This window comes from Streptomyces asiaticus, from assembly GCF_018138715.1.
In the GTDB taxonomy this organism is placed as follows: Bacteria; Actinomycetota; Actinomycetes; order Streptomycetales; family Streptomycetaceae; genus Streptomyces; species Streptomyces asiaticus.
In genome coordinates, this window is the sequence record NZ_JAGSHX010000006.1 from 9,368,052 (window position 1) to 9,390,668 (window position 22,617).

At 70.8% G+C, this 22,617-nt stretch carries 22 protein-coding genes and 2 pseudogenes; 8 read left to right on the plus strand and 16 right to left on the minus strand.

What is annotated here, in order from left to right:
• Positions 1 to 81 precede the first annotated feature (81 nt).
• Positions 82 to 957 carry a helix-turn-helix transcriptional regulator gene (locus tag KHP12_RS46985; RefSeq protein WP_211834650.1) on the plus strand — a complete coding sequence of 292 codons (876 nt, stop codon included), beginning with the start codon at positions 82 to 84 and terminating at the stop codon, positions 955 to 957.
• Positions 954 to 1,811, plus strand: coding sequence for an oxidoreductase (locus tag KHP12_RS46990; RefSeq protein WP_086884649.1), 858 nt, complete (start codon positions 954 to 956; stop codon positions 1,809 to 1,811). The genes KHP12_RS46985 and KHP12_RS46990 overlap by 4 nt, the downstream gene beginning before the upstream one ends.
• 189 nt (positions 1,812 to 2,000) lie before the next feature.
• Here the strand turns inward: KHP12_RS46990 and KHP12_RS46995 are convergent, their stop codons facing one another.
• The 4 genes and pseudogenes from KHP12_RS46995 to KHP12_RS47005 all read right to left on the minus strand — a co-directional run bounded on the left by KHP12_RS46995 (position 2,001) and on the right by KHP12_RS47005 (position 5,048).
• Positions 2,001 to 2,633 (minus strand): hypothetical protein, encoded by a 633-nt coding sequence (locus tag KHP12_RS46995; protein ID WP_211834651.1) that lies wholly within the window; start codon positions 2,631 to 2,633, stop codon positions 2,001 to 2,003.
• Between the two features lie 522 nt (positions 2,634 to 3,155).
• Entirely contained in the window at positions 3,156 to 3,809 is a 654-nt protein-coding gene (locus KHP12_RS47000; protein ID WP_167442692.1) for a TniQ family protein, read from the minus strand.
• A 16-nt stretch (positions 3,810 to 3,825) separates the two neighbouring features.
• Positions 3,826 to 3,954 (minus strand): annotated as a pseudogene (locus KHP12_RS52015) (carbonic anhydrase); the annotation flags it as partial.
• A 314-nt stretch (positions 3,955 to 4,268) separates the two neighbouring features.
• A complete protein-coding gene (locus KHP12_RS47005) occupies positions 4,269 to 5,048 on the minus strand; it encodes a COG4705 family protein (protein WP_211834652.1) in 780 nt (259 codons plus the stop codon).
• 481 nt (positions 5,049 to 5,529) lie between these two features.
• Between KHP12_RS47005 and KHP12_RS47010 the strand changes: the two are divergent.
• Positions 5,530 to 6,048 (plus strand): annotated as a pseudogene (locus KHP12_RS47010) (response regulator transcription factor); the annotation flags it as partial.
• Between the two features lie 387 nt (positions 6,049 to 6,435).
• Here the strand turns inward: KHP12_RS47010 and KHP12_RS47015 are convergent.
• Positions 6,436 to 6,780, minus strand: a complete 345-nt coding sequence (locus KHP12_RS47015; RefSeq protein ID WP_208653027.1) for a hypothetical protein — start codon at positions 6,778 to 6,780, stop codon at positions 6,436 to 6,438.
• Positions 6,773 to 7,834: a sigma-70 family RNA polymerase sigma factor gene (locus KHP12_RS47020; protein WP_211834653.1), complete on the minus strand. Its 1,062-nt coding sequence runs from the start codon at positions 7,832 to 7,834 to the stop codon at positions 6,773 to 6,775. The genes KHP12_RS47015 and KHP12_RS47020 overlap by 8 nt, the downstream gene beginning before the upstream one ends.
• 87 nt (positions 7,835 to 7,921) lie before the next feature.
• Here KHP12_RS47020 and KHP12_RS47025 point away from each other — a divergent pair, with 87 nt between their 5' ends.
• Positions 7,922 to 9,049: an alkene reductase gene (locus KHP12_RS47025; protein ID WP_211834654.1), complete on the plus strand. Its 1,128-nt coding sequence runs from the start codon at positions 7,922 to 7,924 to the stop codon at positions 9,047 to 9,049.
• Here the strand turns inward: KHP12_RS47025 and KHP12_RS47030 are convergent.
• The 4 genes from KHP12_RS47030 to KHP12_RS47045 all read right to left on the minus strand — a co-directional run bounded on the left by KHP12_RS47030 (position 9,039) and on the right by KHP12_RS47045 (position 12,910).
• Positions 9,039 to 9,875, minus strand: a complete 837-nt coding sequence (locus KHP12_RS47030; RefSeq protein ID WP_211834655.1) for an undecaprenyl-diphosphate phosphatase — start codon at positions 9,873 to 9,875, stop codon at positions 9,039 to 9,041. The genes KHP12_RS47025 and KHP12_RS47030 overlap by 11 nt on opposite strands.
• A 156-nt stretch (positions 9,876 to 10,031) precedes the next feature.
• Entirely contained in the window at positions 10,032 to 10,433 is a 402-nt protein-coding gene (locus KHP12_RS47035; protein ID WP_037964666.1) for an SseB family protein, read from the minus strand.
• A gap of 160 nt (positions 10,434 to 10,593) precedes the next feature.
• On the minus strand, positions 10,594 to 12,099 hold the full coding sequence (glpK, locus tag KHP12_RS47040) for a glycerol kinase GlpK (RefSeq protein WP_086882254.1): 1,506 nt from the start codon (positions 12,097 to 12,099) through the stop codon (positions 10,594 to 10,596).
• Between the two features lie 43 nt (positions 12,100 to 12,142).
• Positions 12,143 to 12,910, minus strand: a complete 768-nt coding sequence (locus KHP12_RS47045; protein WP_086882253.1) for an IclR family transcriptional regulator — start codon at positions 12,908 to 12,910, stop codon at positions 12,143 to 12,145.
• 197 nt (positions 12,911 to 13,107) lie between these two features.
• Between KHP12_RS47045 and KHP12_RS47050 the strand changes: the two genes are divergently transcribed.
• Positions 13,108 to 13,734 carry an ATP-binding protein gene (locus KHP12_RS47050; RefSeq protein ID WP_308289538.1) on the plus strand — a complete coding sequence of 209 codons (627 nt, stop codon included), beginning with the start codon at positions 13,108 to 13,110 and terminating at the stop codon, positions 13,732 to 13,734.
• On the opposite strand, the gene KHP12_RS47055 is transcribed toward KHP12_RS47050, so the two are convergent.
• Positions 13,731 to 14,987 carry a cytochrome P450 gene (locus KHP12_RS47055; protein ID WP_086882252.1) on the minus strand — a complete coding sequence of 419 codons (1,257 nt, stop codon included), beginning with the start codon at positions 14,985 to 14,987 and terminating at the stop codon, positions 13,731 to 13,733. The genes KHP12_RS47050 and KHP12_RS47055 overlap by 4 nt on opposite strands.
• Before the next feature lie 131 nt (positions 14,988 to 15,118).
• Positions 15,119 to 16,030: a LysR substrate-binding domain-containing protein gene (locus tag KHP12_RS47060; RefSeq protein WP_086882251.1), complete on the minus strand. Its 912-nt coding sequence runs from the start codon at positions 16,028 to 16,030 to the stop codon at positions 15,119 to 15,121.
• Between the two features lie 152 nt (positions 16,031 to 16,182).
• Here KHP12_RS47060 and KHP12_RS47065 point away from each other — a divergent pair, with 152 nt between their 5' ends.
• The 3 genes from KHP12_RS47065 to KHP12_RS47075 all read left to right on the plus strand — a co-directional run bounded on the left by KHP12_RS47065 (position 16,183) and on the right by KHP12_RS47075 (position 20,277).
• Complete coding sequence (locus tag KHP12_RS47065; RefSeq protein ID WP_086882250.1) at positions 16,183 to 17,361, plus strand: L-talarate/galactarate dehydratase; 1,179 nt, start codon at positions 16,183 to 16,185, stop codon at positions 17,359 to 17,361.
• Positions 17,362 to 17,543: 182 nt separating this feature from the next.
• On the plus strand, positions 17,544 to 18,881 hold the full coding sequence (locus KHP12_RS47070) for a gluconate:H+ symporter (RefSeq protein WP_037964641.1): 1,338 nt from the start codon (positions 17,544 to 17,546) through the stop codon (positions 18,879 to 18,881).
• Between the two features lie 67 nt (positions 18,882 to 18,948).
• A complete protein-coding gene (locus KHP12_RS47075; protein WP_211834656.1) occupies positions 18,949 to 20,277 on the plus strand; it encodes an enolase C-terminal domain-like protein in 1,329 nt (442 codons plus the stop codon).
• A 67-nt stretch (positions 20,278 to 20,344) separates the two neighbouring features.
• Here KHP12_RS47075 and KHP12_RS47080 read toward each other — a convergent pair whose 3' ends face one another.
• From KHP12_RS47080 to KHP12_RS47095, 4 genes are all read right to left on the minus strand, one after another.
• Positions 20,345 to 20,719 (minus strand): hypothetical protein, encoded by a 375-nt coding sequence (locus tag KHP12_RS47080; protein ID WP_086882248.1) that lies wholly within the window; start codon positions 20,717 to 20,719, stop codon positions 20,345 to 20,347.
• Positions 20,720 to 20,804: 85 nt separating this feature from the next.
• A complete protein-coding gene (locus tag KHP12_RS47085; RefSeq protein WP_037964663.1) occupies positions 20,805 to 21,239 on the minus strand; it encodes a roadblock/LC7 domain-containing protein in 435 nt (144 codons plus the stop codon).
• A gap of 37 nt (positions 21,240 to 21,276) precedes the next feature.
• Entirely contained in the window at positions 21,277 to 22,113 is an 837-nt protein-coding gene (locus KHP12_RS47090; RefSeq protein WP_086882247.1) for a hypothetical protein, read from the minus strand.
• Positions 22,110 to 22,532: a hypothetical protein gene (locus KHP12_RS47095; RefSeq protein ID WP_086882246.1), complete on the minus strand. Its 423-nt coding sequence runs from the start codon at positions 22,530 to 22,532 to the stop codon at positions 22,110 to 22,112. The genes KHP12_RS47090 and KHP12_RS47095 overlap by 4 nt, the downstream gene beginning before the upstream one ends.
• Positions 22,533 to 22,617: the final 85 nt, after the last annotated feature.

The window sequence follows — 22,617 nt, forward strand, 5'->3', positions numbered from 1 at the left end:
GCACCTCCCGGCCCAGGGTAGGAGCAGCGCGGCCACCTTACGAGGCCCTGACCGCGCTTTCCCCGGTCTACGCTCGTTTTCATGGACAGCGAGAACCCTCTGGGGCGCTTTCTGCGCGCCCGCCGTGAACGGGTGCGGCCCGAGGACGTGGACATCCTGCCCGCCGGCCGGCGCCGGGTGGCGGGGCTGCGCCGAGAGGAGGTGGCGCTGCTGGCCGGGGTCAGCACCGACTACTACATACGGCTGGAGCAGGGCCGGGAGCGGCATCCCTCGGCGCAGGTGGTCGAGGCGCTGGCCCGGGCGCTGGTGCTGGAGGAGGACGCGGCCGCCCATCTGCACCGGCTGGCCCTCCCGGCCCCCCGCCGGCGCCGCCCGGCCGCGCGGCGGGAGCGGGTGAGCCCGTCCCTGCTGCGGATGATGGAGGGCTGGCCGCGGACCCCGGCCGTGGTCCTGGGGCGCTGTCTGACCGTACTGGCCCACAACGCCCTGGGCGGGGCCCTGTTCGACGGGCACACCCACAGCCGGGATCTGATGCGGCTGGTCTTCCTCGACCCGGACGCGCGGGAGTTCTACCCGGACTGGGACCGGGTGGCGGTCAACACCGTCGCCGGGCTCCGCGCGGCGGCCGGAATCGACGCCGAGGACCCCGAACTGATCGCCGTCGTCGGTGAGTTGTCGCTGAAGAGCGAGACGTTCCGGCGGCTGTGGGCCCGCCATGACATCCGCCAGAAGACCCATGAGACCAAGCGCTTCCGGCACCGCCTGGTCGGTGAGCTGACGCTGGAGTACGAGGCACTGACCGTGAACAGCGCCCCCGGTCAGCAGCTCGTCGTCTACCAGGCCGAGCCGGGCAGCCCGTCCGAGCAGGCACTGGCCCTGCTGGGCAGCCTCACCGCCGACGTGGTGGAGGCGCCCCACGACCCCATGAGCACCACGACGAAGGACACATCCGCATGACCGTCAATGACTCGCCCGTCTGGTTCATCACCGGCTGTTCCACCGGTCTGGGCCGGGCCCTGGCCACCGCCGTCCTCGGCCACGGCCACCGCGCGGTGGTCACCGCCCGCGACCCCCGGCAGGTGGCCGACATCGTCGCCGGGCACGGGGACCGCGCGCTGGCCCTGGCGCTCGACGTCACCGACAAGGACCGGGTGGCGGAGGCGGTGAAGGAGGCGGAAACCGCCTTCGGCCGCATCGACGTACTCGTCAACAACGCCGGTTACGGCTATCTCGCCGCGCTCGAGGAGGGCGAGGACGAGGAGGTCCGGGCCCTGTTCGACACCAACGTCTTCGGCCTGGTGGACGTCACCCGCGCGGTGCTGCCGGGCATGCGCGCCCGCCACGCCGGCCACATCGTGAACATCTCCTCCCTCGGCGGCCTGGCCGCCTTCGGCGCCACCGGCTACTACCACGCCACCAAGTTCGCCGTGGAGGGCCTGTCCGAGTCGCTCGCCGCCGAGGTGGCGCCGCTGGGCATCAAGGTGACGATCGTCGAGCCCGCCGCCTTCCGCACCAACTGGTCCGGCCCCTCCATGCGCCAGTCCGCCACCACCATCGACGACTACGCCGGGACCGCGGGCGCACGGCGCGCCGGCACCCTCGCCACGTACGGCCACCAGCCCGGCGACCCGGTCCGCGCGAGCGAGGCCATCATCGGCGCGGTGGAGGCGGCGGAACCCCCGCTGCGGCTGCTGCTGGGCAAGGCCGCGTACGACATCGCCCAGGCCCGGCTGGACTCCCTCAGGGCCACCTTCGACACCTGGCGCGAGGTGACCCTCGGAGCCGACTACCCCGCGACGGCGACGTCCTAGGGGCGCCCGGCGGACGGTGACGCCTGCGGCGGGCTGTTTCCCCTCCCCGCCCCTTCCCCCAACCGGGGCTCCGCCCCAGCCCCCGGGCTGGGGGTCTGTCCCAGGCCCTGTGAGACTGAGCGCTTCACCTGGCCCGTGAGCGCTGTGGTCGGCCCGTCTGAGCGGTGCTGTTGGCCTGCTGCTGTTCTGCTAGGCCGTGGATCTGGAGTCGATTTCCTGGGCGAGGTGCGCTGCGTAATCGGTGAGGGCCTGGCGGAGATCGACGTAGTGCTTCAGGTGCTTGGAGTGCGCGAGGTGGTCCCAGAACTGGTTTCGCTGGTTCGACCAGCCGACAGGTCTCGGGCGGCTGACGTCCGCGTCCAGGGGACGAGGGGCGAGTAGGACGTCACCCTGGGTGATTGTCGTCCAGACGAAGACGGAGGCCGTCTGGCATTTGAGTCGTCCCAGGTCGGGGGCGCCTCGGCGGGGCATCTGTGCGGTGAGCTCCTCCCAGGTCGAGGCTGGGATCCACCAGTCGCGGAGTGTTTCGCGGCGATGCTGGTAGTCGATCCGCTCGTTGGCCGCGCCGAGGTGGTGCACCAGGTGGTCGACGGCGGCGGTGAAGCGTGGCGTGCTGCGGATGACTGCGCTGCCAGCGAGGGTGTCGTCTGCTGTCGTGACCTGGATGGCCCGTGGTCGAATGCCCAGCCACTGCGCGGCTTCCCACAGGCTGCAGTCGGCTGACAGCTGCACCAGTCTGGCCGCGGCGGAGCGGCGGAGGAATCGGAGGCTGATCTGCGGTGCGGTCAGCTTCCGGGAACTCGTCAGTGATCCACTGGTCACGGAGCGAGGCCGGAATGTGGTGCGGGCCGTAGTACGTGGCGCCAGTGCTGGTCAGCATCATGGTTCGCCGGACAGCACGCTGCCGCGGAAGCCGGGTCGAGCGTCGTGCCGCCTGGAGAAGGGGGTCGGCGGCGGCGCGCAGCCGGGACGAGAGGGTCGTGCGGCGTTTGTGGTAGGCACGGGTCCAGTTCGTCGAGCCAGTCTCGCTGCCGAAGGCCGCGTGCAGGAGGTCGGCGAGGCGGTCTTGTAGATCGCCGGACCTCAGGAGCCTGTCGGCTGCGTCCAGGAAGGCCGCGCTGGCCGGTGCGTCTGGGGGCAGACGGTCCACGGTGTCGTAGCGGGCTTTGGCGTAGCGGGGTGTGGGCGACGCCCACCAGCACGACTTGAGGAATGCCGCGGCGGTGTCGTGCAGCTCGGTGCGCATGAGGCCTTTGGACTGGGGCCAGCAGAAGTAGAGGAGGGGGACGATCATCCTCAGGTCGGACAGTGACTGCCGCGCGTGGCGCGGATCGGCTGAGCGGATCAGCTCTTCGAGTCGGGCATGGAGGTCGATGAGCGCGGAGGCGGGCGTGGGATGCAAGCCCTCCGCGTGGTCCAGGCGTTGGCTGCATAGCGCATCGCTGTGAGAGATCTTGAGGCGGCATTGCGTCGGCGGAAGAGAGATGCGGCGGGCGGCCGGAAGGCGGGGGCGGCCAGATGGCCGCAGGCGGGACAGGTGTGGTGAAGGAACCGTTGGTGCTGCGGGCAGGCGAACAGCACGGGCAGGTGCCATTGCAGCTTCCATGCGCCGCCGTACCGGTTCTGGATTTCGGTGCCGTCCCCGGCGAGGCATGTCGGGCAGTAGCGGGCCTCGGGAACAGTGATCCAGGGGTCCGTGCGAAGGCGCTGATGAGGCGAGGTCAGGGAGGCTGCGATGGGTGGGCAGTTCTCTCGCATCGGGGCCAGGGTCATGGCCATGACCTCGTGCTCGGTCAGTCGGGCCAGGTGGGCGAGGCCTTGGGCGTGTGTGCGGGGCAGGTCGAGGAGCAGGCCAGGGCTGAGCGTGCCGGATGTCTGCCAGCCGGCCATGCGGGCGAGGTCCATGGGGGTGTGATCGATTCGGTAGCTGAGCCGCAGCAGGTAGCCGTGGAGGGCTTCGTCCGGGAGAGGGGTGAGGCTGCGGGGCAGGGCGCGCATATGCATCACCGGCTGGCGGCGGCTGCGGGGCGCGGCGGGTGGCGTCCTGGTTCGGGTGTTCAGGGGTGCCGGCGATGAACCGTCGGTTACCGGCCAGCAGCAGCTCGAAGGCGTCGCGGGGCGTCGGGGTGTGGATCTCGGTCATGGCCGCAGCCTACGAGCAGGATCGTTCGTTGGCAGTGCGTGGATGCTCACAACGGTGATGCGCAGCCCTTTGCGGCCTCGCTGGAGGTGTACTGGCTCCCGCCCAGGTCGGCCAGTCACACCGATGCCGGCGTGCATGGACGCGCGACCAGGCGGCTGGCGTCGTGGAACGGACGGGCGGTGATAGTCGCCATCGCGGTGGCCACCGTACCCGCCGCGCCCCCCCCGTCGGCGGGCCGTCTCGGTCATGTCCAGGGACACCCGCATTGCCGTCGCCGCTATCCGTCGGACACCACAAACGCCTCGTGGAGCGTGTCATCTCCGGACTGCCGCGGTGTCCAGCGTCAGGGTTTGCTGGCGGTGGGTGAGCATTTGGTAGCCGACCAGGATCACCAGTACAGCAAGCAGAACGGCGGAGGTGATGGTGGTTCCCACCCCGAGTCCACCCTGGGCTACGGGCTTCTCCACCGTGTTCTCCGCGACCGCCCCGAGCGGGCGGGTGAGTACGTAGGCCGTCCAGAACAGCACGGTGCCCGAGATCGGCGTCAGATAGTGGGCGGCGAGGATCAGCAGCATCGCTGTGGACAGCACCAGAGCGCTGCCCCGGAAGCCCAGGCCGACGCTGTGGGATAGGAAATCGCCGCTGGAGGTTCCCAGCGTGTTGGACAGCAGTGTCGCGGTCCAGTACCAGATCTCACCTTTGGTGGTGTCGATCCGTTCCACGTCCATGGTCAGCCCGGTCGCCCGCCAGCCGATCAGTACGATCACCAGGAGGCTGGTCAGCACGGCCGCGCCGCCGGTGTAGCCCAGCCCGACGGTGCGGTTCATGAAGTCTGACGTTGCCGTACCGACGATGCTGGTCATCAGGATCACCGACCAGAACACCGCTGGTCTAAACCGGTCGGCCCTCAGCTGCATAATCAGCGTGAGCGCGAATGCCGTGAAGAAAATGATCACGGCGGCGGCGTAGCCGAGCTTCATCGGAGTGATCGCCACGTAGTTCGATACCGACTCACCGAGCGTGGTTGCCACGATCTTGATCGCCCAGAACAATGCGCCCACCCTGGGCAACTTGCTCACGGGAATCCTGTTCATCGGCTTCTCCCATCCCTGCCTCCACGAGGCGATCAGGGACAGTTTCGGGACATCGTGGGTCGATCCCTCGAAGCAAGCGATCTTGTGCTGGCTGTGTCGCCCGTGGCCCGGGCGGGTGCTGCCAGCGGCGAACTGATGATCGACGGCGTTTAGGGGAGTTGGCGTGGCCGTCAGGGCCGTCGCCGGACTTTCCGGCGCTCTCCAGCGCTCGTGTTCGCAGGCGTTCTGGACGCCCTGCTGGATGTTGTCGCGGTCCGCGCGGGTCTTGTCCTCCCGGTCGTCGGAGTGCGTGGGAGATGGAAGCGGCGGGTATGCCGACCGGGGCCGTCATGTGGGTACCAGCCGCTGGATGCGGCTGCTCTTGCCGGGCACGTCCCATCCTGTCACGACGCGGCTGAGAGGAGGCTGAGGAGCGCTCCGGTCCTCAGCCTCCTCTCAGCTCGCCGCTCGTACGGTGTGGCGTAGAGTGGCAAGAGAGGCGATCACGCGGGTTCTGGTCATCGAAGACGAACGCGGGCTCGCCGCGGCGCTTGCTCACGGCCTCGCCGAGGAGGGCTTCGCCACCGATGTCGCCTACGACGGCGTGGACGGGCTCTGGCGTGTCGTCAACGAGCCATACGACGTCATCGTGCTGGACATCATGCTGCCGGGGCTATCCGGGTACGAGATCCTCAAGCGGCTGCGGGCGGCCAGCGTATGGACCCCGGTGCTGATGCTCACCGCCATGGACGGCGAGTACGACGAAGCGGACGCCCTCGACATCGGGGCCGACGACTACCTCAGCAAACCGTTCTCCTACGTGGTGCTCGTCGCACACCTGCGGGCGCTACTGCGCCGCGGGGCACCGGCCAGGCCCGCAGTGCTCGCTGCCGACGACCTCACCCTGGACCCCGCCTCTCGCCGGTGCCGCCGCGCGGGACGGGAACTCGCGCTGACTGCACGGGAGTTCACGTTGCTGGAATTCCTGATCCGCCACCGCGACGAGGTGGTCAGCAAGACAGCACCGCACAGAAGGGCCAACTACACCGCTCACGGGCCAGGTGAAGCGCTCAGTCTCACCCTGGACCGGGGGTCTGCCTCAGGCCCTGGAGTCGCGGCTCTGTCCCAGGCCCTGGACTGGGGGCTTGGCCTCAGGTCCCGGACCAAGGCTCTGTCCCAGACCCCGAAACCGGGGCTCCGCCCCAGCCCCCGGACTCGGGGCTCCGCCCCTTCCCGTGGCATCGGTATGCGGCTCCGCCGCGTGGTGGGGCTTCGCCCCGTGACCCCGGGTTCCAGGGGCGGAGCCCCTGCCACGCGGCGGAGCCGCACATGCATGCTGCGGAAGGGGCGGGGAGGGGAAAGCATCGGTATGCGGCTCCGCCGGATGCCCCGCCGCCCCACCGGGCCCTCAGCGCCTCCGCACCCGGCGGCCCCACCGGCGCAGCAGTCCCCGCCGGGCCCGGGGCGCTCGCGGTCCGGAGGTCCGACCGCCCGCCGCGCCCGCCAAAGTGTGGCTCGGCGTCCACTGCCCGTCGGGGGAGAGGACCGGCGCCTTGCGCTCAGCCTGCGCCACGATCTCGTGGTGGGAGTCGTACGCGGTCACCCGGAACGCCTCGTCGTGGGAGGCCAGAGCCGCCCGCAAGGCCGCCCCGGTGGCGCCACGGCGCCGGGCGAGGGACGCCACCCAGCCGAGGAAGCCCATGAGCGCGGCGAGCACACCGGCGACGATCAGATACGGCAGTGAATCACCCATGGGCCGAGGCTACGTGCGGCCGTACGTCGTCGAGGAGGCCCAGTTCCAGACGGCTCAGCCGCGCGGGGTCGGCGATCACCTCGTACGCGGCGATCCTCCCGTCCTCGACGGTGACCGTCAGGGCGAGGAGCAGCCGGCCGCGCGGCGCCACGACGACCCCCACGGACCCGTTCACCAGCGCGGGCTCCGCGAACCGCGCCCTCGGCGCGAAACCGCGGGTCTCCTCCGCCACCGCCCGCGCACCGCGGGCCACCGTGGGCACCCCCTCGGGCAGGGCGGCGCGGTCGGCGCGCCGGACGACATCCGGGTCCAGCACCGCGAGCAGCGCCGCCATGTCCCCGCCGCGGGCGGCGGCGAGGAAGGCGTCGACGGTGCGCCGCTGCCGGTCCAGCTCGGCGCGGGGCACCGTCGCGATGCCCCGCACCTTCTGGCGGGCGCGGCTGGCCAGCTTCTTCGCGGCGACCGGTGAGCGCTCCACGATGGGCGCGATCCGGTCGAACGGCACCGCGAACACATCGTGCAGCACAAAGGCGATCCGCTCGGCCGGACCCAGCGTGTCCAGCACCACGAGCAGCGCCCTGCCGACCGAGTCGGCCAGCACCGTCTCGTCCTCCGGACCGCCGCCGCCACCGTCCCCGGTCTCCCGGGCCATCTCGGGCAGCTCCTGGCCGACCGGCTCCTCCCGGCGCGCGGTGCGGGAGCGCAGCATGTCCAGGCAGATCCGGGAGACGACCGTACGCAGCCAGCCGGTCAGGTTCCCGACCGCCTCGGCGTCCGCACGGCTGAGCCGCAGCCATGTCTCCTGCACGGCGTCGTCCGCCTCGCTGAGCGAGCCGAGCATCCGATAGGCGACCGCCCGCAGCCCGCCGCGGTGGGCCTCGAAGCGCTCCGCCAGCCCGTCCTGCGGGTGCCGACGCTGTCCGTTCCCCGGTTTCCGCCCGTCCGCGTTCCGCCCGTTCCCCGCGTTCCCTGGTTTCCGCCCGTCCGCGTTCCCCGCGTTCCCTGGTTTCCGCCCGTCCGCGTTCCCCGCGTCCCCCGGTTTCCGCCCGTCCATCGGTCACCTTTCCTCGCCGCGCTCCGTCACTTCCTCAGACGTAACCACGACGTATCCCACGCGGCAGAGGTGACGAGGAGAGACACCATGACCACCACCTGTTCGACCGTTCTGGACCAGCCGCTGCTGCGCCCCGTGGAGCTGGGGGACCTCCAGCTGCCCAACCGGGTGGTGATGGCGCCCATGACCCGGGCCCGGGCCATTGGCGCGGGGCTGGTCCCGAACGGAATGCACACGGACTACTACGGCCAGCGGGCCGGGGCCGGGCTGATCGTCACCGAGGGGACCTGGGTGAGCGAGCGGGCCATCGGTTTCCCGAACGTCCCCGGTGTCTGGAGCGAGGAGCAGATCAGCGGGTGGCGGCGGGTCACCGATGTCGTCCACGCCCTCGGCGGCCGGATCGTGCTTCAGCTGTGGCATACCGGCGCCACCTCGCACCCCGACCACCTCGGGGGCGCCCTTCCGGCCGGTCCGTCGGCGGTCGACCCCCGGGAGCGGACCCACACCCCCAACGGTCCCAAGGCCACGGTCACCCCACGGGAGATGACGATCACGGACATCCGGGACACGGTCGCGGAGTACCGCGCGGCCGCGGTGAACGCCCGGCGCGCCGGTTTCGACGGCGTCGAGGTGCACGCCCTGGGCTCGTTCCTGATCCCGCAGTTCCTCAATCCACGGCTGAACCTCCGCCGCGACGCCTACGGCGGCGACCCGGCCGGGCGGCGGCGACTGCTGATGGAGATCGTGGACGCGGCTGCCGCGGCCTGGGACGGCCGCCGGGTGGGCGTGCGCCTGTCGCCGTACTGGACCGCGGAGCGGTTCACCGCCGACGAGCGGACGCTCGCCGACTACGACGCGCTGGTGGCGGAGCTGCGCGACCACCCCGTGGCCTATCTGCATCTGCGCGGACCGGCCCCCGCCGCGCCGGGCGCCGCCCCGGACCACGATGCCTTCGCCCGCTACCGGCGCTTCTTCGGCGGCCCGCTGATCGCCAACCACGGCTTCGACCGGGAGACCGGCAACGCGGTGATCGGGGCCGGGCTCGCGGACGCCGTCTCCTACGCCACCCACTTCGTGGCCAACCCCGACCTCGTGGCCCGGTTCGCCCTGGACCGCGAGCTGGCGGCGGGTGACCCGGGCACGTACTACACCGGCGGGGCGGGCGGCTATGTCGACTATCCGGCGAGCCGCTGGAGCGACGGCGTCAGGCGTTGAGGGCACCCGCGCCGAGCAGCCCGAACAGCGCCAGCCCGATCACGATCCGGTAGATCACGAAGGCGTTGAACGAATGCTTGGCGACGAACTTCAGCAGCCAGGCGATGGAGGCGTAGGCCACCGCGAAGGACACCACCGTGCCCACCGCGAGCGGCATCGTGCCCACGCCACCGCCCATGGCGTCCTTGAGCTCGTAGAGCCCCGCGCCGGTCAGCGACGGAATGCCCAGGAAGAACGAGAGCCGGGTGGCGGCCACCCGGTCCAGGTCGAGCATGAGGCCGGTGGACATGGTGGCGCCGGAGCGGGAGAAGCCGGGGAAGAGCAGCGCGAGGATCTGCGAGGAGCCGACCAGCATCGCGTCCTTGACGCTGGTGTCGTCCTCCCCGCGCTTGTGGCGGCCCATCCGGTCGGCCAGCCACATCAGCCCGCTGCCCACGATCAGCGAGGCGGCCACCACCCACAGGGAGGCGAGCGGGCCCTCGATCAGCGGCTTGGCCGCCAGGCCCACCACCACGATGGGGATCGTGGCGTAGATGACCCACCAGGCGAACTTGTAGTCGTGGTGATGCCGCTCCTCGCGGTTGACCAGCCCGCGCGCCCACGCGGTGGCGAAGCGGCGGATGTCGCGGAAGAAGTACAGCAGGACGGCGGCGATGGCGCCGACCTGGATCACCGCGGTGAAGGCCACGACGGACTTGTCGTCCACCGGGATGTCCATCAGCCCCTCAGTGATCTTGAGGTGGCCGGTGGACGAGACCGGGAGGAATTCCGTGACTCCCTCCACGACGCCGAGAACGACGGCCTGTCCGATGTTGATCGCGCTCACGTGGTCCGTCCCGCCGGTCTCGTTCCGTGATCGGTTGTCCACGGGACGGTAGACGATGAGTGGGGACGGTGGCCAATCAGCGAACGGCCCGCCGAGATCGGGCATCGCCGCGGCCCGTGCCCGTACGGAGCAGGGGCACGGGCCGCCGCGGGAGGGTCAGGCGGCCGGGCCGGAGCCGCTGAGCAGGCTCCGCACGCCGGTGGCCGAGAGGGTGACCGCCTCCGGGGCGCCCGCGTCGATGGTCAGCGACAGCTCCTCGGAGGGCCATCCCTGGGCCAGCGCGCCCAGCGGCACCAGGTGGTACCGCTCGATCTGGGGCAGGGCCTGGTGCATCCGGGCCGGAGTGGTGAAGACCGGTACCAGCTGCGCGCCGTCCTCCTGCTGGAACACGGGCAGGGTCACGGCCTGCGGGTCCGTCTCCTCTCCGGTCTCGGCGGAGGGGAGGAGGACCTCACTGTTGGCAAGGGTGTTCAGCGCCGACTCGTCCGCCCGGTCGGCCGCCAGCTCGCCTAGGGCCTGCTGGGTGGCGGAGACGTTTTCATCGGAAGGGCTGGTCATGATTCCGTCCATGGATCGGGTTTTGGGTCTTCATGGGTTTCTGGGTCCCAGAGCGGCTCGAGTGAACAGCCGCGGCTGGCTCGAATACCCCGCCTCAGGGAACTCACACATCCCGTTCCGCCTCGATTCCCGCGCAGGCCGTGGAGGAATATGCCCCGGGCTATGACCTGGCCCAGCCCAGCGACCTCTCGACCGCCCGCCGCCAGCTCTCGTACTCCGCCTCCCGCCGCGCCGGGTCCATCGTGGGCATCCACTGGGCCGCGCGGTGCCAGTTGCGGCGCAACCCCTCCAGATCCGGCCAGTAGCCGGAGGCGAGCCCGGCGGCGTAGGCGGCGCCGAGGGAGACGGTCTCGGAGACCATGGGGCGCACCACGGGCATGTCCAGGACGTCGGCCAGGAACTGCATCAGCAGATTGTTCGAGGTCATCCCGCCGTCCACCTTCAGCTGGCGCAGCGGCCGGGGCGAGTCGGCGTTGACGGCGTCGACCACCTCCCGGGTCTGCCATCCGGTGGCCTCCAGGACGGCCCGGGCCAGATGCCCCTTGGTGATGTACGAGGTGAGCCCGACGATCACCCCGCGCGCGTCGCTGCGCCAGTGCGGGGCGAAAAGACCGGAGAAGGCGGGGACGATGTAGCAGCCGCCGTTGTCCTCGACGCCGCGGGCGAGGGTCTCGATCTCCGGGGCGCTGTGGATCAGCCCCAGACGGTCGCGGAACCACTGCACCAGCGAGCCGGTGACGGCGATCGGGCCCTCCAGGGCGTAGACCGGCGGCTCACCGCCGACCTTGTAGCCCACCGTGGTCAGCAGTCCGTGCCGGGACCGTACGAGCTCGGTGCCGGTGTTGACCAGGAGGAAGCTGCCGGTGCCGTAGGTGCACTTCGCCTCGCCGGGGGCGAAGCACGTCTGCCCGAACAGCGCCGCCTGCTGATCGCCGAGGGCCGCGCAGATCGGGACGTCCGGCAGCAGGGCGCGGGCCATGCCGTAGCACTCGGCGGAGGCGCGGATCTCCGGCAGCATCGCCCGGGGCACATCGAAATAGGCCAGCAGTTCATCATCCCAGGCCAGGCTGCGGATGTTCATCAGCATGGTGCGGCTGGCGTTGGTGGCGTCGGTCAGATGCAGTCCGCCGTCGGGCCCTCCGGTGAGGTTCCAGATCAGCCAGCTCTCCATCGTGCCGAACAGCACTTCGCCGCGCTCCGCGCGCTCGTGCAAGCCGTCGACATGGTCGAACAGCCAGCGCAGCCGGGGCGCGGAGAAGTAGGTCGTGGGCGAAAGACCGCAGCGTTCCAGGAAGAAGTCGTCACCGGTGGTGCGCCGCAGCTCCTCGACATAGCCGCTGGTACGGGTGTCCTGCCAGGTGATGGCGTGGCCCACCGGAACGCCGGTGCGGCGGTCCCAGACCACCGTGGTCTCGCGCTGATTGGCGATGCCGATCGCCGCGATCTGCTCGGGCCGGATCCCCGCGCCCTCCAGGGCCCGGGGGACGACGACACGGCGCAGATGGGACCAGATCTCGGTGGGGTCGTGCTCGGCCCAGCCGGGCCTGGCGAAGTACTGCTGATGTTCTCGCTGGCCGACCGAGACCAGCCGTCCCTGGTGGTCGAAGAGGATGCACCGGGTGGACATGGTGCCCTGGTCGATGGACATCACATAGCGTTCAACCATGGCCTGGCCTGCCTTCGGGCGGGTTGGAGCAGGGCATGGGGCATCACCAGCGGGTCGCGCCGAGATCGCGGGAGATCGCCCGGGCGGCGTCGCGCGTCAGCCCGACCAGCGAGCCATGCGGCCGTCCCTTGCTGTCGCAGAGGCGGTCCACGGCGCCGGAGATGCCGACGGCGCCCACCACCAGGCCGCCCTGTCCGCGGATCGGCGCCGCGACGTCCGCCTCGCCCATCATCATTTCCTGTGCCGCGAACGCCCACCCGGTGTCGCGGATCTCGGCCAGCGCCCGGCTCAGCTGCTGGGGGGAGCCGAGCGTGTGCCGGGTGTAGCTCTCCAGTGCGGTTTCCATGAGCGGCTCCAGGGGAGTCGCCCCGTACGCCAGCAGGATCTTGCCCAGCGAGCTGGCGTGCAGGGGCAGCAGCGAGCCCACGTCCAGGGTCTGGAAGGTGTCATCGGGCCGGAAGACGTGGTGGACGATGAGGACCTTGCCCTCCAGGGGCACTCCGAGGCGGACCGCCTCACCGCTGCGCGCGGCCAGGGCGTCGGTCCAGTTGATGGAGCGGGACCGCAGCTCGTTGATGTCGAGATAGCTGGTCCCCAGGTGCAGCAGCGCCGCGCCGAGCTGGTACTTCCCCGTCGCCTTGTCCTGTTCGACGAAGTCGACGCTCTGCAAGGTGCGCAGGATGCCGTGCGCGGTGCCTTTCGCGAGGCCGAGCGAGGCCGCCACCTCGCCCAGACTGAGCCGACCGGACCCCTGGGCGAGCAGCCGCAGAATCGCCGCCGCCCGCTCGATGGACTGCACCGGGCCGGCCATGTCGCGATCGTAGCTCTTCGGCCAGTGGCACAGCCTGTCGGCGAGGACGCCAAACGTTCGGCAATGCCGACCCGTATTCGTTGACCCCGACGGTTGGTGCCCATAGCGTCCGTATCGGGACAAGAAGACCAGTATGCCGAAAGGTGACCCGAAGGGTGCCCGGCAGAGAGACAAACCCGTCTTGGAGAGGAGGGGACGTGGCGGAACAACTGAGCCTGCCGACGCCCGGCGTCGCCGGGCCCGGTATCACCAGGCACAGCGTGACCGGGCAGGCCGCGGGGACCGTCGATCTCACCGACGTCCGTCTCATCGGCTCCCAGGCGCCGGACCCGGACTCCCTGACGGCGTCGGGCGCCGCCCGCGGCGAAATCCCGGGCCGGCCGCCGACGGCGATGCGCGATGAGGCACAGGACCGGCCCTCGGCGGACGAGGCCGGCGACCATGTGCTGCCCGTCCCGCACATCTGCGAGGCCGTCGCCACCGTACGGCGGCGGGCGCACGCGCTGCTGTCCGAATGGGAGCTGCCCGCCGACCGGCTCGACGAGGCGCTCATGGTGATCTCGGAGCTGGTCACCAACGCGATCCTGCACGCCCTGCCCCCGGCCGTGCTGCGGCTGAGCTGGACCGAGTGCGAGGGCGGGGCCGGCCTGCGCATCGAGGTCACCGACGGGGGCCCGATCCCCGCCGATCAGCGGGCGGACGAGGACATCGAGCCCGATGAGCACGGCCGCGGGCTCGGCATCGTCACCGCGCTGTCCTCGCGCCACGGCAGCCAAACCTGCCATGAGGGCATCACCTGGTGGGCGGACCTGCCGGCCGCCTAACCGACGGCCCGGTCCCAGGTGACCGGGAGCCGGTGGACTCCGTAGACCAGCATGTCGTGGCGGAGCGGCACCTCGTCGGGCGGCACCGCCAGACGGAGCGTGGGGAAGCGCCGCAGCAGGGCGGGGTAGGCCGTTCGCATCTCCATCCGCGCCAGATGCTGGCCCAGGCACTGGTGAACGCCGTGGCCGAAGGCGATCTGATCGCCCGGCTCGCGGGCGATGTCCAGGGTGTCCGGGGCGGCGAACCGCGCGGCGTCCCGGTTGGCCGAGGCCAGCGCCCCGACCACCGTCTCCCCGGCCCGTACCCGCGCCCCGGCGATCTCGAGGTCCTCCCGGGCCACCCGTACGATCCCGAACTGGACGATGGTCAGATACCGCAGCAGCTCCTCGACCGCGTGGTCGATCATCTCGGGCCGCTCGCGCACCCCGCGTGACTGCTCGGGGTGGCGCAGCAGCGCGTAGGTGCCCAGAGCCAGCATGTTCGCCGTCGTCTCATGGCCCGCGACGAGCAGCAGCAGCCCCACACCGGTCAGCTCCTCGTCGGTCAGCCCGGCCGCCGTGGCGCTGCCGGGGCCGCCGGGCGCGCCGTGCTCGCCGCCCACGAGACGCGAGAGCAGCGCCTCGTCCGGCCGCTGCCGCTTGGCGTCGATCAGCCCCCGCATGTACTCCCACAGCGCGTCCCGGGCCGCGTAGACCTCCTCCTCACTCCGGCCGAGCCGGAGCAGAACGGTGGCCCACCGCTGGAAGTCGGCCCGGTCCTCGTACGCCACCCCCAGCAGCTCGCAGATCACCAGCGACGGGATCGGCTGGGCGAAGGCGGTCACCAGGTCGGCCGGGGGACCGGCGCGCTCCATCGCGGCCAGGTGGTCCTCGACGATCTCCTCGATCCGCGGTCGCAGCCCCCGCAGCCCCCGGGCGGTGAACCACTTGCTCAGCAGCCGCCGGTAGCGGGTGTGCTCGGGCGGATCCATGCCGATGAACGAGCCCACCATCCGACGGTCGTCCGGGCGGACCGGGAACGCGTGCACCGGTGAGGAGGTGCGGCGGCGGTCCGAGCTGAAGCGGTCGTCCGCCAGCAGCCGCGTCACGTCCTCGTGGCGGGTGAGCAGCCAGCCCACCTTGCCGTCCGGGAAGGCCAGCCGACTGGCCCCGCCGTCCTCCCGCAGCTCCGCGTAGGCACCGGGCGGATCGAAGGGGCATTCGCGATGTCTGGGCAGCGGCGCCGGAGCCGACGCGCGTGATGTGACGGACACGGAACCGCTCCCTTCGAAGGCGACGAAGGCGAACCGAGTCCTTCCTTATGAGCGTAGCTCCGCAACGTGGGCCGGGCGACGCGAGCCTTACGGCAACGGGCCCCACCGCGGGCCACCGGAGGTTCTGGGAGTCACGCCGGTCGGGCTCCTCGGTCGGGGAGAAGGGCGGCCGCGTGGCGGAGCAGTGCGTTCAGGGCCGGGTTGTCGTTGTTCTTGCGCCACACGAGGTTGAGTTCCACCGGCTCCGGAGTGGTCAGGTCCACCGATTTGAAGACGATGTGCGGGTAGCGCGGCCGGGCGGCGGTCTCCGGGACCAGGGCCACTCCCCAGCCGCCGTTCACCAGCGCCAGGATGGTGTGGACCTGGCTCAGGTACTGGGCGAAAACCGGGGTGGCGTGGGCGGCGCGGAAGATGCTGATGAGGAGCTCGTTGAAGTAGCGCGCCTCGATGGGCGAGTACATCAGCAGCTCCTGCCCGTCGAAGTCGGCCACCTTCAGCGGCCCTTCGCCCGCCGCCAGTGGGTGTCCGGTCGGCAGGGCGGCCAGCAGCCGCTCCCGGGCCGCGGGCCGGGAGCGCAGATCGGGGCCGGTCACCGAGGGCCGCACCAGGCCCAGGTCCAGGCTCTGCTCGGTGACGGCCTCCAGCTGGTCACGGGTGACCATCTCGCGCAGGGTGATCTCCGCGCCCGGCATGGCCGCACGGGCGATCTCCAGCAGTGTGCCGAGCACGGAGTGGGCGCTGGCCGCCGTGAAGCCGATGGCGATGCTCCCCGCCTCGCCCGTGGCCACCTGCTGGGCGGCGAGCACGGCGTGCTCGGACTGGCGCAGGATGCGGCGGGCCTCGGTGAGGAAGGCGCGTCCCGCGGGGGTGAGCCGCACCGAGCGGTTGGTGCGCTCCAGCAACTGGACCCGCAACTCGGTCTCCAGCAGCTGGATCTGGCGGCTCAGCGGCGGCTGGGTCATCTTCAGCCGCTCCGCGGCCCGGGTGAAATGCAGCTCCTCGGCGACCGTCACAAAGCTGGTGAGTTGCATGAGCGTGAACAACGATGCTCTCCCAGTATCAACGCATGCCAATTTTAAGTTAGACGTAGATCGTCTGGCGACCTTAGCTTGCAAAGGAGCTCGTCGGCCGCCCGGGGGCGGTTCCGATGACATCCACTCGCCCCGCATACGGGCCCCACACACAGGGACAACACGTGGTGACCACATCGCATACGGCAACGCACGCCGCGCAGCAGGCAGGTGAGGCAACCCTCGACCGGGTCTCCTGGATCCGAGTGTCCTCGGTCGTCCTTCCCCTGGCCACTCCCATCAGCGACGCCAAGGTGCTCACCGGGCGCCAGAAGGCGATGACGGAAGTGGCCTTCCTCTTCGTCGAACTCGCCACCGAGGAGGGGCACGAGGGCATCGGCTTCAGCTACTCCAAGCGCGCGGGAGGGCCCGGCCAGTTCGCCCACGCCCAGGAGATCGCGCCCACCCTCCTCGGCGAGGACCCCAGCGACATCGCCAAGATCTGGACGAAACTGGTGTGGGCCGGCGCCTCCGTGGGCCGCAGCGGGCTGTCCACCCAGGCGATCGCGGCCTTCGACATCGCCCTGTGGGACCTCAAGGCCAAGCGGGCCGGGCTGCCGCTGGCCAAGTTGCTGGGCGCCCACCGCGACACCGTCCGCTGCTACAACACCTCCGGTGGCTTTCTGCACACGCCGACCGAGCAGCTGCTGGAGAACGCGACGGCCTCCCTGGCCAGCGGAATCGGCGGTATCAAGATCAAGGTGGGCCAGCCGGACGGCAAGGAGGACCTGCGCCGGCTGACCGCCGTACGGGAGCACCTGGGCGACGACGTACCGCTCATGGTGGACGCCAATCAGCAGTGGGACCGGCCCACCGCGCAGCGCATGGGGCGCGCCTTCGAGGAGTTCGGCCTGGTCTGGATCGAGGAGCCGCTGGACGCCTATGACGCGGCCGGCCACGCGGCCCTCGCCGCCTCGCTGGACACCTCCGTGGCCACCGGGGAGATGCTGGCCAGCGTGGCCGAACACTGGGAGCTGATACGCCACAACGCGGCGGACATCATTCAGCCCGACGCACCGCGCATCGGCGGCATCACCCAGTTCCTCAAGTTGGCCACCCTCGCCGAGCAGCACCATCTGCAACTCGCCCCGCACTTCGCGATGGAGATCCACCTCCATCTCGCGGCCGCCTATCCGCAGGAGCCGTGGGTGGAGCACTTCGACTGGCTGGAGCCGCTGTTCAACGAGCGGCTGGAGATCCGCGACGGCCGGATGCGGGTGTCCGCACGGCCCGGTCTCGGCATCACCCTCAGCGAGCAGGCCCGCGCCTGGACGGGCGCCAAGGCGGAGTTCGGCGCCCGATAAGAACCGTTTCGCACCGACGCCGGTCACGGATCCATGGCCATACCCATTGACCGGTGGTGTTCACCCCTCTAGCCTCCATCTTCATATATAGACGGAGTGCATGTACGTGGACTCCTTGGCCCGTCTGGCGGCCGTTCGAGTCTCCGGCTCAACCGGCCGCAGTTCAAAGGGGAACTGAAGACATGCCTCTAGTCGTCGTCGGAATCAGCGTGGCGATCCTGCTGTTCCTCATGACCAAGCTGAAGCTCAACGGCTTCATCGCCCTGCTCCTCGTGGCCGTCGGCGTCGCGCTGGTGCAGGGGGTCGAGATGGAGAAGATCCCCGATGTCCTCGGAGAGGGCGTCGGGGGTCAGATCGGCGACACCATGCTCGTCGTCGGTCTGGGCGCCATGGTCGGCCGGGTCATGGGCGACTGCGGCGCGGCCCAGCGCATAGCCAACACCCTCATCGACACCTTCGGGCTGCGCTGGGTCCAGGTGGCGATGGTGGTCACCGCCATGCTCATCGGCGTGACCATGTTCTACGAGGTGGCCTTCGTCATCATCGTGCCGGTGGCGTTCACCATCGTCCGGGTCACCCGCAAGAACCTGCTGTGGGTCGGGCTTCCGATGTCCATCGCCCTGTCCACCATGCACAGCTTCCTGCCGCCCCACCCCGGGCCCACCGCGGTGGCCTCGACCTTCCACGCCTCCGTCGGCCTGACCCTCTTCTACGGGCTGTTCATCGCCGTTCCGGCCGGTGCGCTGATCGCCCTGGTGTGGCCGCGCCTTCCGTTCGTCCGCCGGATGGACCCCGAGATCCCCAAGGGCCTGGTCAGCGAGCGCACCTTCACCGAGGAGGAGATGCCGGGCCTGGGCTGGTCGCTGTCGGTGGCCCTGGTCCCGGTGGTGCTGATCGCGGGTGCCGCGGTGACCGACATGGCCGTCTCCGGCGACAGCCCGGTCCTGCACTTCATCACCTTCATCGGATCGGCGCCGATCGCCCTGCTGCTGACCCTGCTGCTGGCGGTGTGGGCGTTCGGCCCGCGGATCGGCCGGAGCCTGTCCGAGGTCAGCGCCTCCTGCAACTCCGCCGCCCAGGCGATGGCGATGATCCTGCTGGTCATCGGGGCCGGTGGCGCGTTCAAGAATGTCCTGGTCGAGGGCGGGATATCCGACTACATCAAGGACCTCACCGACGACTGGTCCATCTCGCCGATCGTCCTCGCCTGGCTCATCGCCGTCGTCCTGCGGGTGGCGCTCGGATCCGCCACGGTCGCCGTGGTCACCGCCGCCGGTGTGGTGCAGCCGCTCCTGGAGAACAGCGGAGTCCACCCCGAGCTGATGGTCCTCGCCGTCTCCTGCGGATCGATCGCCTTCAGCCATGTGAACGACCCCGGCTTCTGGATGTTCAAGGAGTACTTCAACCTCTCCGTCATCGACGCCATCAAGGCGCGTACCACCTACACCACCGTGCTCGCGGTCCTCGGCCTCGGCGGCGTGCTGGCCGTCGAGGCCGCCCTCGAAGCACTCAATGTCTGACACTCAAGGTCCGACACTCGAAGTCCGACACTCACGGTCTGACCGCCCCCGACCCAAGGACGCCACGATGAGCCAGCCGACCGTCACCTCGTTCTCCGTCTATCCGGTCGCCGGCCGGGACAGCATGGAGCTGAACCTCTCCGGCGCCCACGGCCCCTACTTCACCCGGAACGTGGTGGTCCTCGAGGACTCCGAGGGCCGTACCGGACTGGGCGAGGTGCCCGGCGGTGAGAAGATCACCCAGACCCTGCGGGACGCCGAATCCCTCGTCGTCGGGGCGCGGGTGGGCGACTACAAGCGGGTGCTGCGCGAGATCGGGCAGCGGTTCGGCGACCGCGACGCCGGGGGCCGGGGCACCCAGACCTTCGATCTGCGCACCACCGTGCACGCCGTCACCGCCGTCGAATCGGCCCTGCTGGACCTCCTCGGGCAGCATCTGGAGGTGCCCGTCGCGGCGCTCCTGGGCGACGGGCAGCAGCGCGACTCGGTACGGGTCCTGGGCTATCTGTTCTACGTCGGCGACCCCGACCGGACCGACCTGGAGTACGTCCGCGAGCCCGACGCCGACGCCGAGTGGTACCGCATCCGCCGCGAGGAGGCGCTCACCCCCGAGGCGATCGTCCGTCAGGCCGAGGCCACCTACGATCTCTACGGCTTTGCGGACTTCAAGCTCAAGGGCGGGGTTCTGGAGGGAAACGATGAGGTCAAGGCGGTACGGGCGCTCAAGGAGCGGTTCCCCGAGGCCCGTATCACCCTCGACCCCAACGGCGCCTGGTCGCTGCGTGAGGCGATCGAACTGTGCCGGCCGCTGCTCGGCACGCTCGCCTACGCCGAGGACCCGTGCGGCGCCGAGGACGGCTACTCCGGCCGGGAGATCCTGGCCGAGTTCCGGCGCGCCACCGGACTGCCCACGGCCACCAACATGATCGCCACGGACTGGCGGCAGATGACCCACGCACTGGCGTTGCAGTCCGTCTCCATCCCGCTGGCCGACCCCCACTTCTGGACCATGCAGGGGTCGGTACGGGTGGCCCAGCTCTGCCATGAGATGGGCCTGACCTGGGGCTGCCACTCCAACAACCACTTCGACATCTCCCTGGCGATGGTGGCCCACTGCGGAGCCGCCGCCCCGGGCGCGTACAACGCCCTGGACACCCACTGGATCTGGCAGGAGGGGCTGGAGCGGCTCACCGTCGAACCGCCGCGGATCGCCGGCGGTGAGATCGCCATCCCGGACGCCCCCGGGCTGGGCATCCGGCTCGACCGCGACCGGCTCCTCGCCGCCCACGCCCTCTACCAGGAGAAGGCGCTGGGGGCGCGGGACGACGCGGTCGGCATGCGCTATCTCATTCCGGGCTGGACCTTCGACAACAAGCGGCCCTGCCTGGTGCGTTAGCGTGCCGCCGTCCGGTGGGCCGGACCGGCCCACCGGATGCGTGGCGCATGGATCGGGGCCGTACGGCTCAGACCTCCAGGTCGGCCTCGATCTTGCGCAGCTGATGGCGTGCCATCGCCAGATTGGCCCGCTTCTTGTCCAGCGCCAGATAGAGGAAGAGGCCCTGGCTGTCCCGGCCCCTCAGCAGCCGGATCAGGTGGTACTGGCTGCCGAGGGTGATGAGGATGTCCTCGATGCCGTCCTGGAGACCGAGCTGCTCCATGGTCCGCACCTTGGCGCGCACCACATCGGTGTTGCCCGCCGCGGCCACCGTCAGGTCGAGATCCTTTCCTCCGCCCACGGTGCCGAGGGCCATCCCACTGGAGTAGTCGACCAGCGCGGCGCCGAGGGCGCCCTCTATGGACGTCATCGCCTCTTTGAGCGCGGTCTGGGTGTTCGCCATGATCGTGGCTGTTCCTTTCGGTGTCAGTGATGTCCGGTCGGTTCTCGGCGCGCGGTGTGCGCGCCGGGCGGGGGAGGTCGTGGGATCAGGGCTGCTCGGCCCTGCTGAGGGCGACGCCCACCAGATCGGCGAGACGGGCGCCCGAGCGCCGGGCCTCCATGTGGAGGCGGCCGACGTTGGTACGGTCACCGGCCAGTACGGTCAGCACGGCCGTGGAACCCGCGGCGTAGGTGGCCACATAGCCGTTCTCACCGCGGACCAGCAGCTCACGGAAGGCGCCCCGCCCGGTGGCACCCGCCAGCGACTGCGCCACCCCGAGGGCCGCGGCGGTCAGCGCCGCCACGCCCTCGGGCTCGACGGTGGCCGTGTCGTGCGCCAGCACCACGCCGTCGCTGGTGGCGGCGAGCGCGCCGGTCACATGGGTCACCCGGGCCCGCAGCCGGCGCAGCTCCTCCAGCACTTCGGGCTCGGCGGCCAGCAGCCACTTACGCTCCGTGCGCTGCCGCAGGGTGAGCCTCATGACGCCGCGCACGGGGCGGGCGGGTCGATCGGGGGAATCACAGGCTTGCCTCCAAGGCATCGCGGAGCCGACGCAGCAGGTCGATATCGGGATCGGTGAAGACCACCGCGCCGGGACCGCGGTCCGGGGCGGGCGGAGCGGAAGCGGCGGAAGCGGCGGGCGGTCCGGGGCGGCCCGGATGTTCCGGACGTGTGGGGCGTGGGGTGGCGACATGGCCCGCGGCCGCCAGCCGCCGTATGTCGATCAGCGTGTGAAAGGCGGGACGGCCCAGCTCGCGGGCGATACGGGCCGGGGTGCGGACCCCGTCGGCCAGCGCCAGCACCGCGCGCTGACGGGGGGTGACGGCCGGGGCGCGGCCATCGGGGCGGCGCAGCACCACCGGCGCCGTGTCCACGTGCGGATACGGCCACAAGGCGTCCAGCAGCTTGCCGCGGCGCCGGGTCTCGCGCTCGACGGCAGCCGCGCCCACCGGGCGCACCGGCCCGAGCCAGTGGACCGCGCCCCGCTGGAAGCCGCGCGGCCCGCTGCCGTGCCCCAGCGCGAAGTACGCCGCGTCGAACAGCGCGCCCAGATGGCAGATCTCCAGCTCCGCGTCCGACAGCCGGCCGCTGTCGACGAGGAACCGCCCGACCCCACCGGCCCGGCCGGTCCGCCCCACCGCCTCCCGCCAGCTGTCGGCGGTCAGCCGCCCACCGGTGGTGAGCAGCACCTCGATCCCGGGGGCCACCGGGCTCTCGGCATGCACCACCTGGCCGTCCCGGAGATAGACCGTGCCCGCGTCGCACAACAGGGCGCCGCTGGCCCGCTCGTCGGCGAGCCCGGCGAGACTGGGGGCGTGCCCGGCTCGGGCCACGGTCCGGTGCGGCAGCCTCATATCAGCGCCAGCCGCCCGCACATGTCGCGCAGCCGGATCCGGGCGAGCGCCAGATTGCCCTCCCGGCGGTCGAGCCACAGATAGAAGAAGACGCCGCTGTCAAAGGCCGTGTCGACGAAGCGCAGCAGGTGGTAGCAGGTGCGGGTGGTGACGATGACGTCCTCGACGGCGGGCTCCCCGTCCACCTCGTCCGGGTCGGCGCCGCTCTTGTCGCCCCCGGGGCCCAGCGCGGCGAACGCCCGCTGCTCGGCGGCCATCCGGGCCAGCTCCGCCGTCTCCGCCGCGGTGGCCTCGGGGTCCTCGTCGCGCACCTCGCCGACCATGCCGAGCGCGAGTCCGCTGGTCCACTCGATCACGGCGGCTCCGCGCGCGCCGTTCACGGTCATCGCTTCCAGTAAGCACTCGTCGATTCCGGGCATGCGGCCTCCCCTCCCTGCGTCACCCATGGCGGGCGCCCACCGGTGGCGCTTCGCCAGTGACGGTGAGGTTACGCAGGGTTCAGCT

What these genes read in the sequence shown, in the direction of transcription:
- KHP12_RS47075 (WP_211834656.1), top strand. Translation starts at nt 18,949, where the DNA reads ATGAGCCAGCCGACCGTCACCTCGTTCTCCGTCTATCCGGTCGCCGGC.
- KHP12_RS47005 (WP_211834652.1), bottom strand. Translation starts at nt 5,048, where the DNA reads ATGAACAGGATTCCCGTGAGCAAGTTGCCCAGGGTGGGCGCATTGTTC.
- KHP12_RS47025 (WP_211834654.1), top strand. Translation starts at nt 7,922, where the DNA reads ATGACCACCACCTGTTCGACCGTTCTGGACCAGCCGCTGCTGCGCCCC.
- KHP12_RS47045 (WP_086882253.1), bottom strand. Translation starts at nt 12,910, where the DNA reads ATGGCCGGCCCGGTGCAGTCCATCGAGCGGGCGGCGGCGATTCTGCGG.
- KHP12_RS47035 (WP_037964666.1), bottom strand. Translation starts at nt 10,433, where the DNA reads ATGACCAGCCCTTCCGATGAAAACGTCTCCGCCACCCAGCAGGCCCTA.
- KHP12_RS47015 (WP_208653027.1), bottom strand. Translation starts at nt 6,780, where the DNA reads ATGGGTGATTCACTGCCGTATCTGATCGTCGCCGGTGTGCTCGCCGCG.
- KHP12_RS47000 (WP_167442692.1), bottom strand. Translation starts at nt 3,809, where the DNA reads ATGCGCGCCCTGCCCCGCAGCCTCACCCCTCTCCCGGACGAAGCCCTC.
- KHP12_RS47085 (WP_037964663.1), bottom strand. Translation starts at nt 21,239, where the DNA reads ATGAGGCTCACCCTGCGGCAGCGCACGGAGCGTAAGTGGCTGCTGGCC.
- KHP12_RS47090 (WP_086882247.1), bottom strand. Translation starts at nt 22,113, where the DNA reads ATGAGGCTGCCGCACCGGACCGTGGCCCGAGCCGGGCACGCCCCCAGT.
- glpK (WP_086882254.1), bottom strand. Translation starts at nt 12,099, where the DNA reads ATGGTTGAACGCTATGTGATGTCCATCGACCAGGGCACCATGTCCACC.
- KHP12_RS47020 (WP_211834653.1), bottom strand. Translation starts at nt 7,834, where the DNA reads ATGGACGGGCGGAAACCGGGGGACGCGGGGAACGCGGACGGGCGGAAA.
- KHP12_RS46985 (WP_211834650.1), top strand. Translation starts at nt 82, where the DNA reads ATGGACAGCGAGAACCCTCTGGGGCGCTTTCTGCGCGCCCGCCGTGAA.
- KHP12_RS47095 (WP_086882246.1), bottom strand. Translation starts at nt 22,532, where the DNA reads ATGCCCGGAATCGACGAGTGCTTACTGGAAGCGATGACCGTGAACGGC.
- KHP12_RS47080 (WP_086882248.1), bottom strand. Translation starts at nt 20,719, where the DNA reads ATGGCGAACACCCAGACCGCGCTCAAAGAGGCGATGACGTCCATAGAG.
- KHP12_RS46990 (WP_086884649.1), top strand. Translation starts at nt 954, where the DNA reads ATGACCGTCAATGACTCGCCCGTCTGGTTCATCACCGGCTGTTCCACC.
- KHP12_RS47070 (WP_037964641.1), top strand. Translation starts at nt 17,544, where the DNA reads ATGCCTCTAGTCGTCGTCGGAATCAGCGTGGCGATCCTGCTGTTCCTC.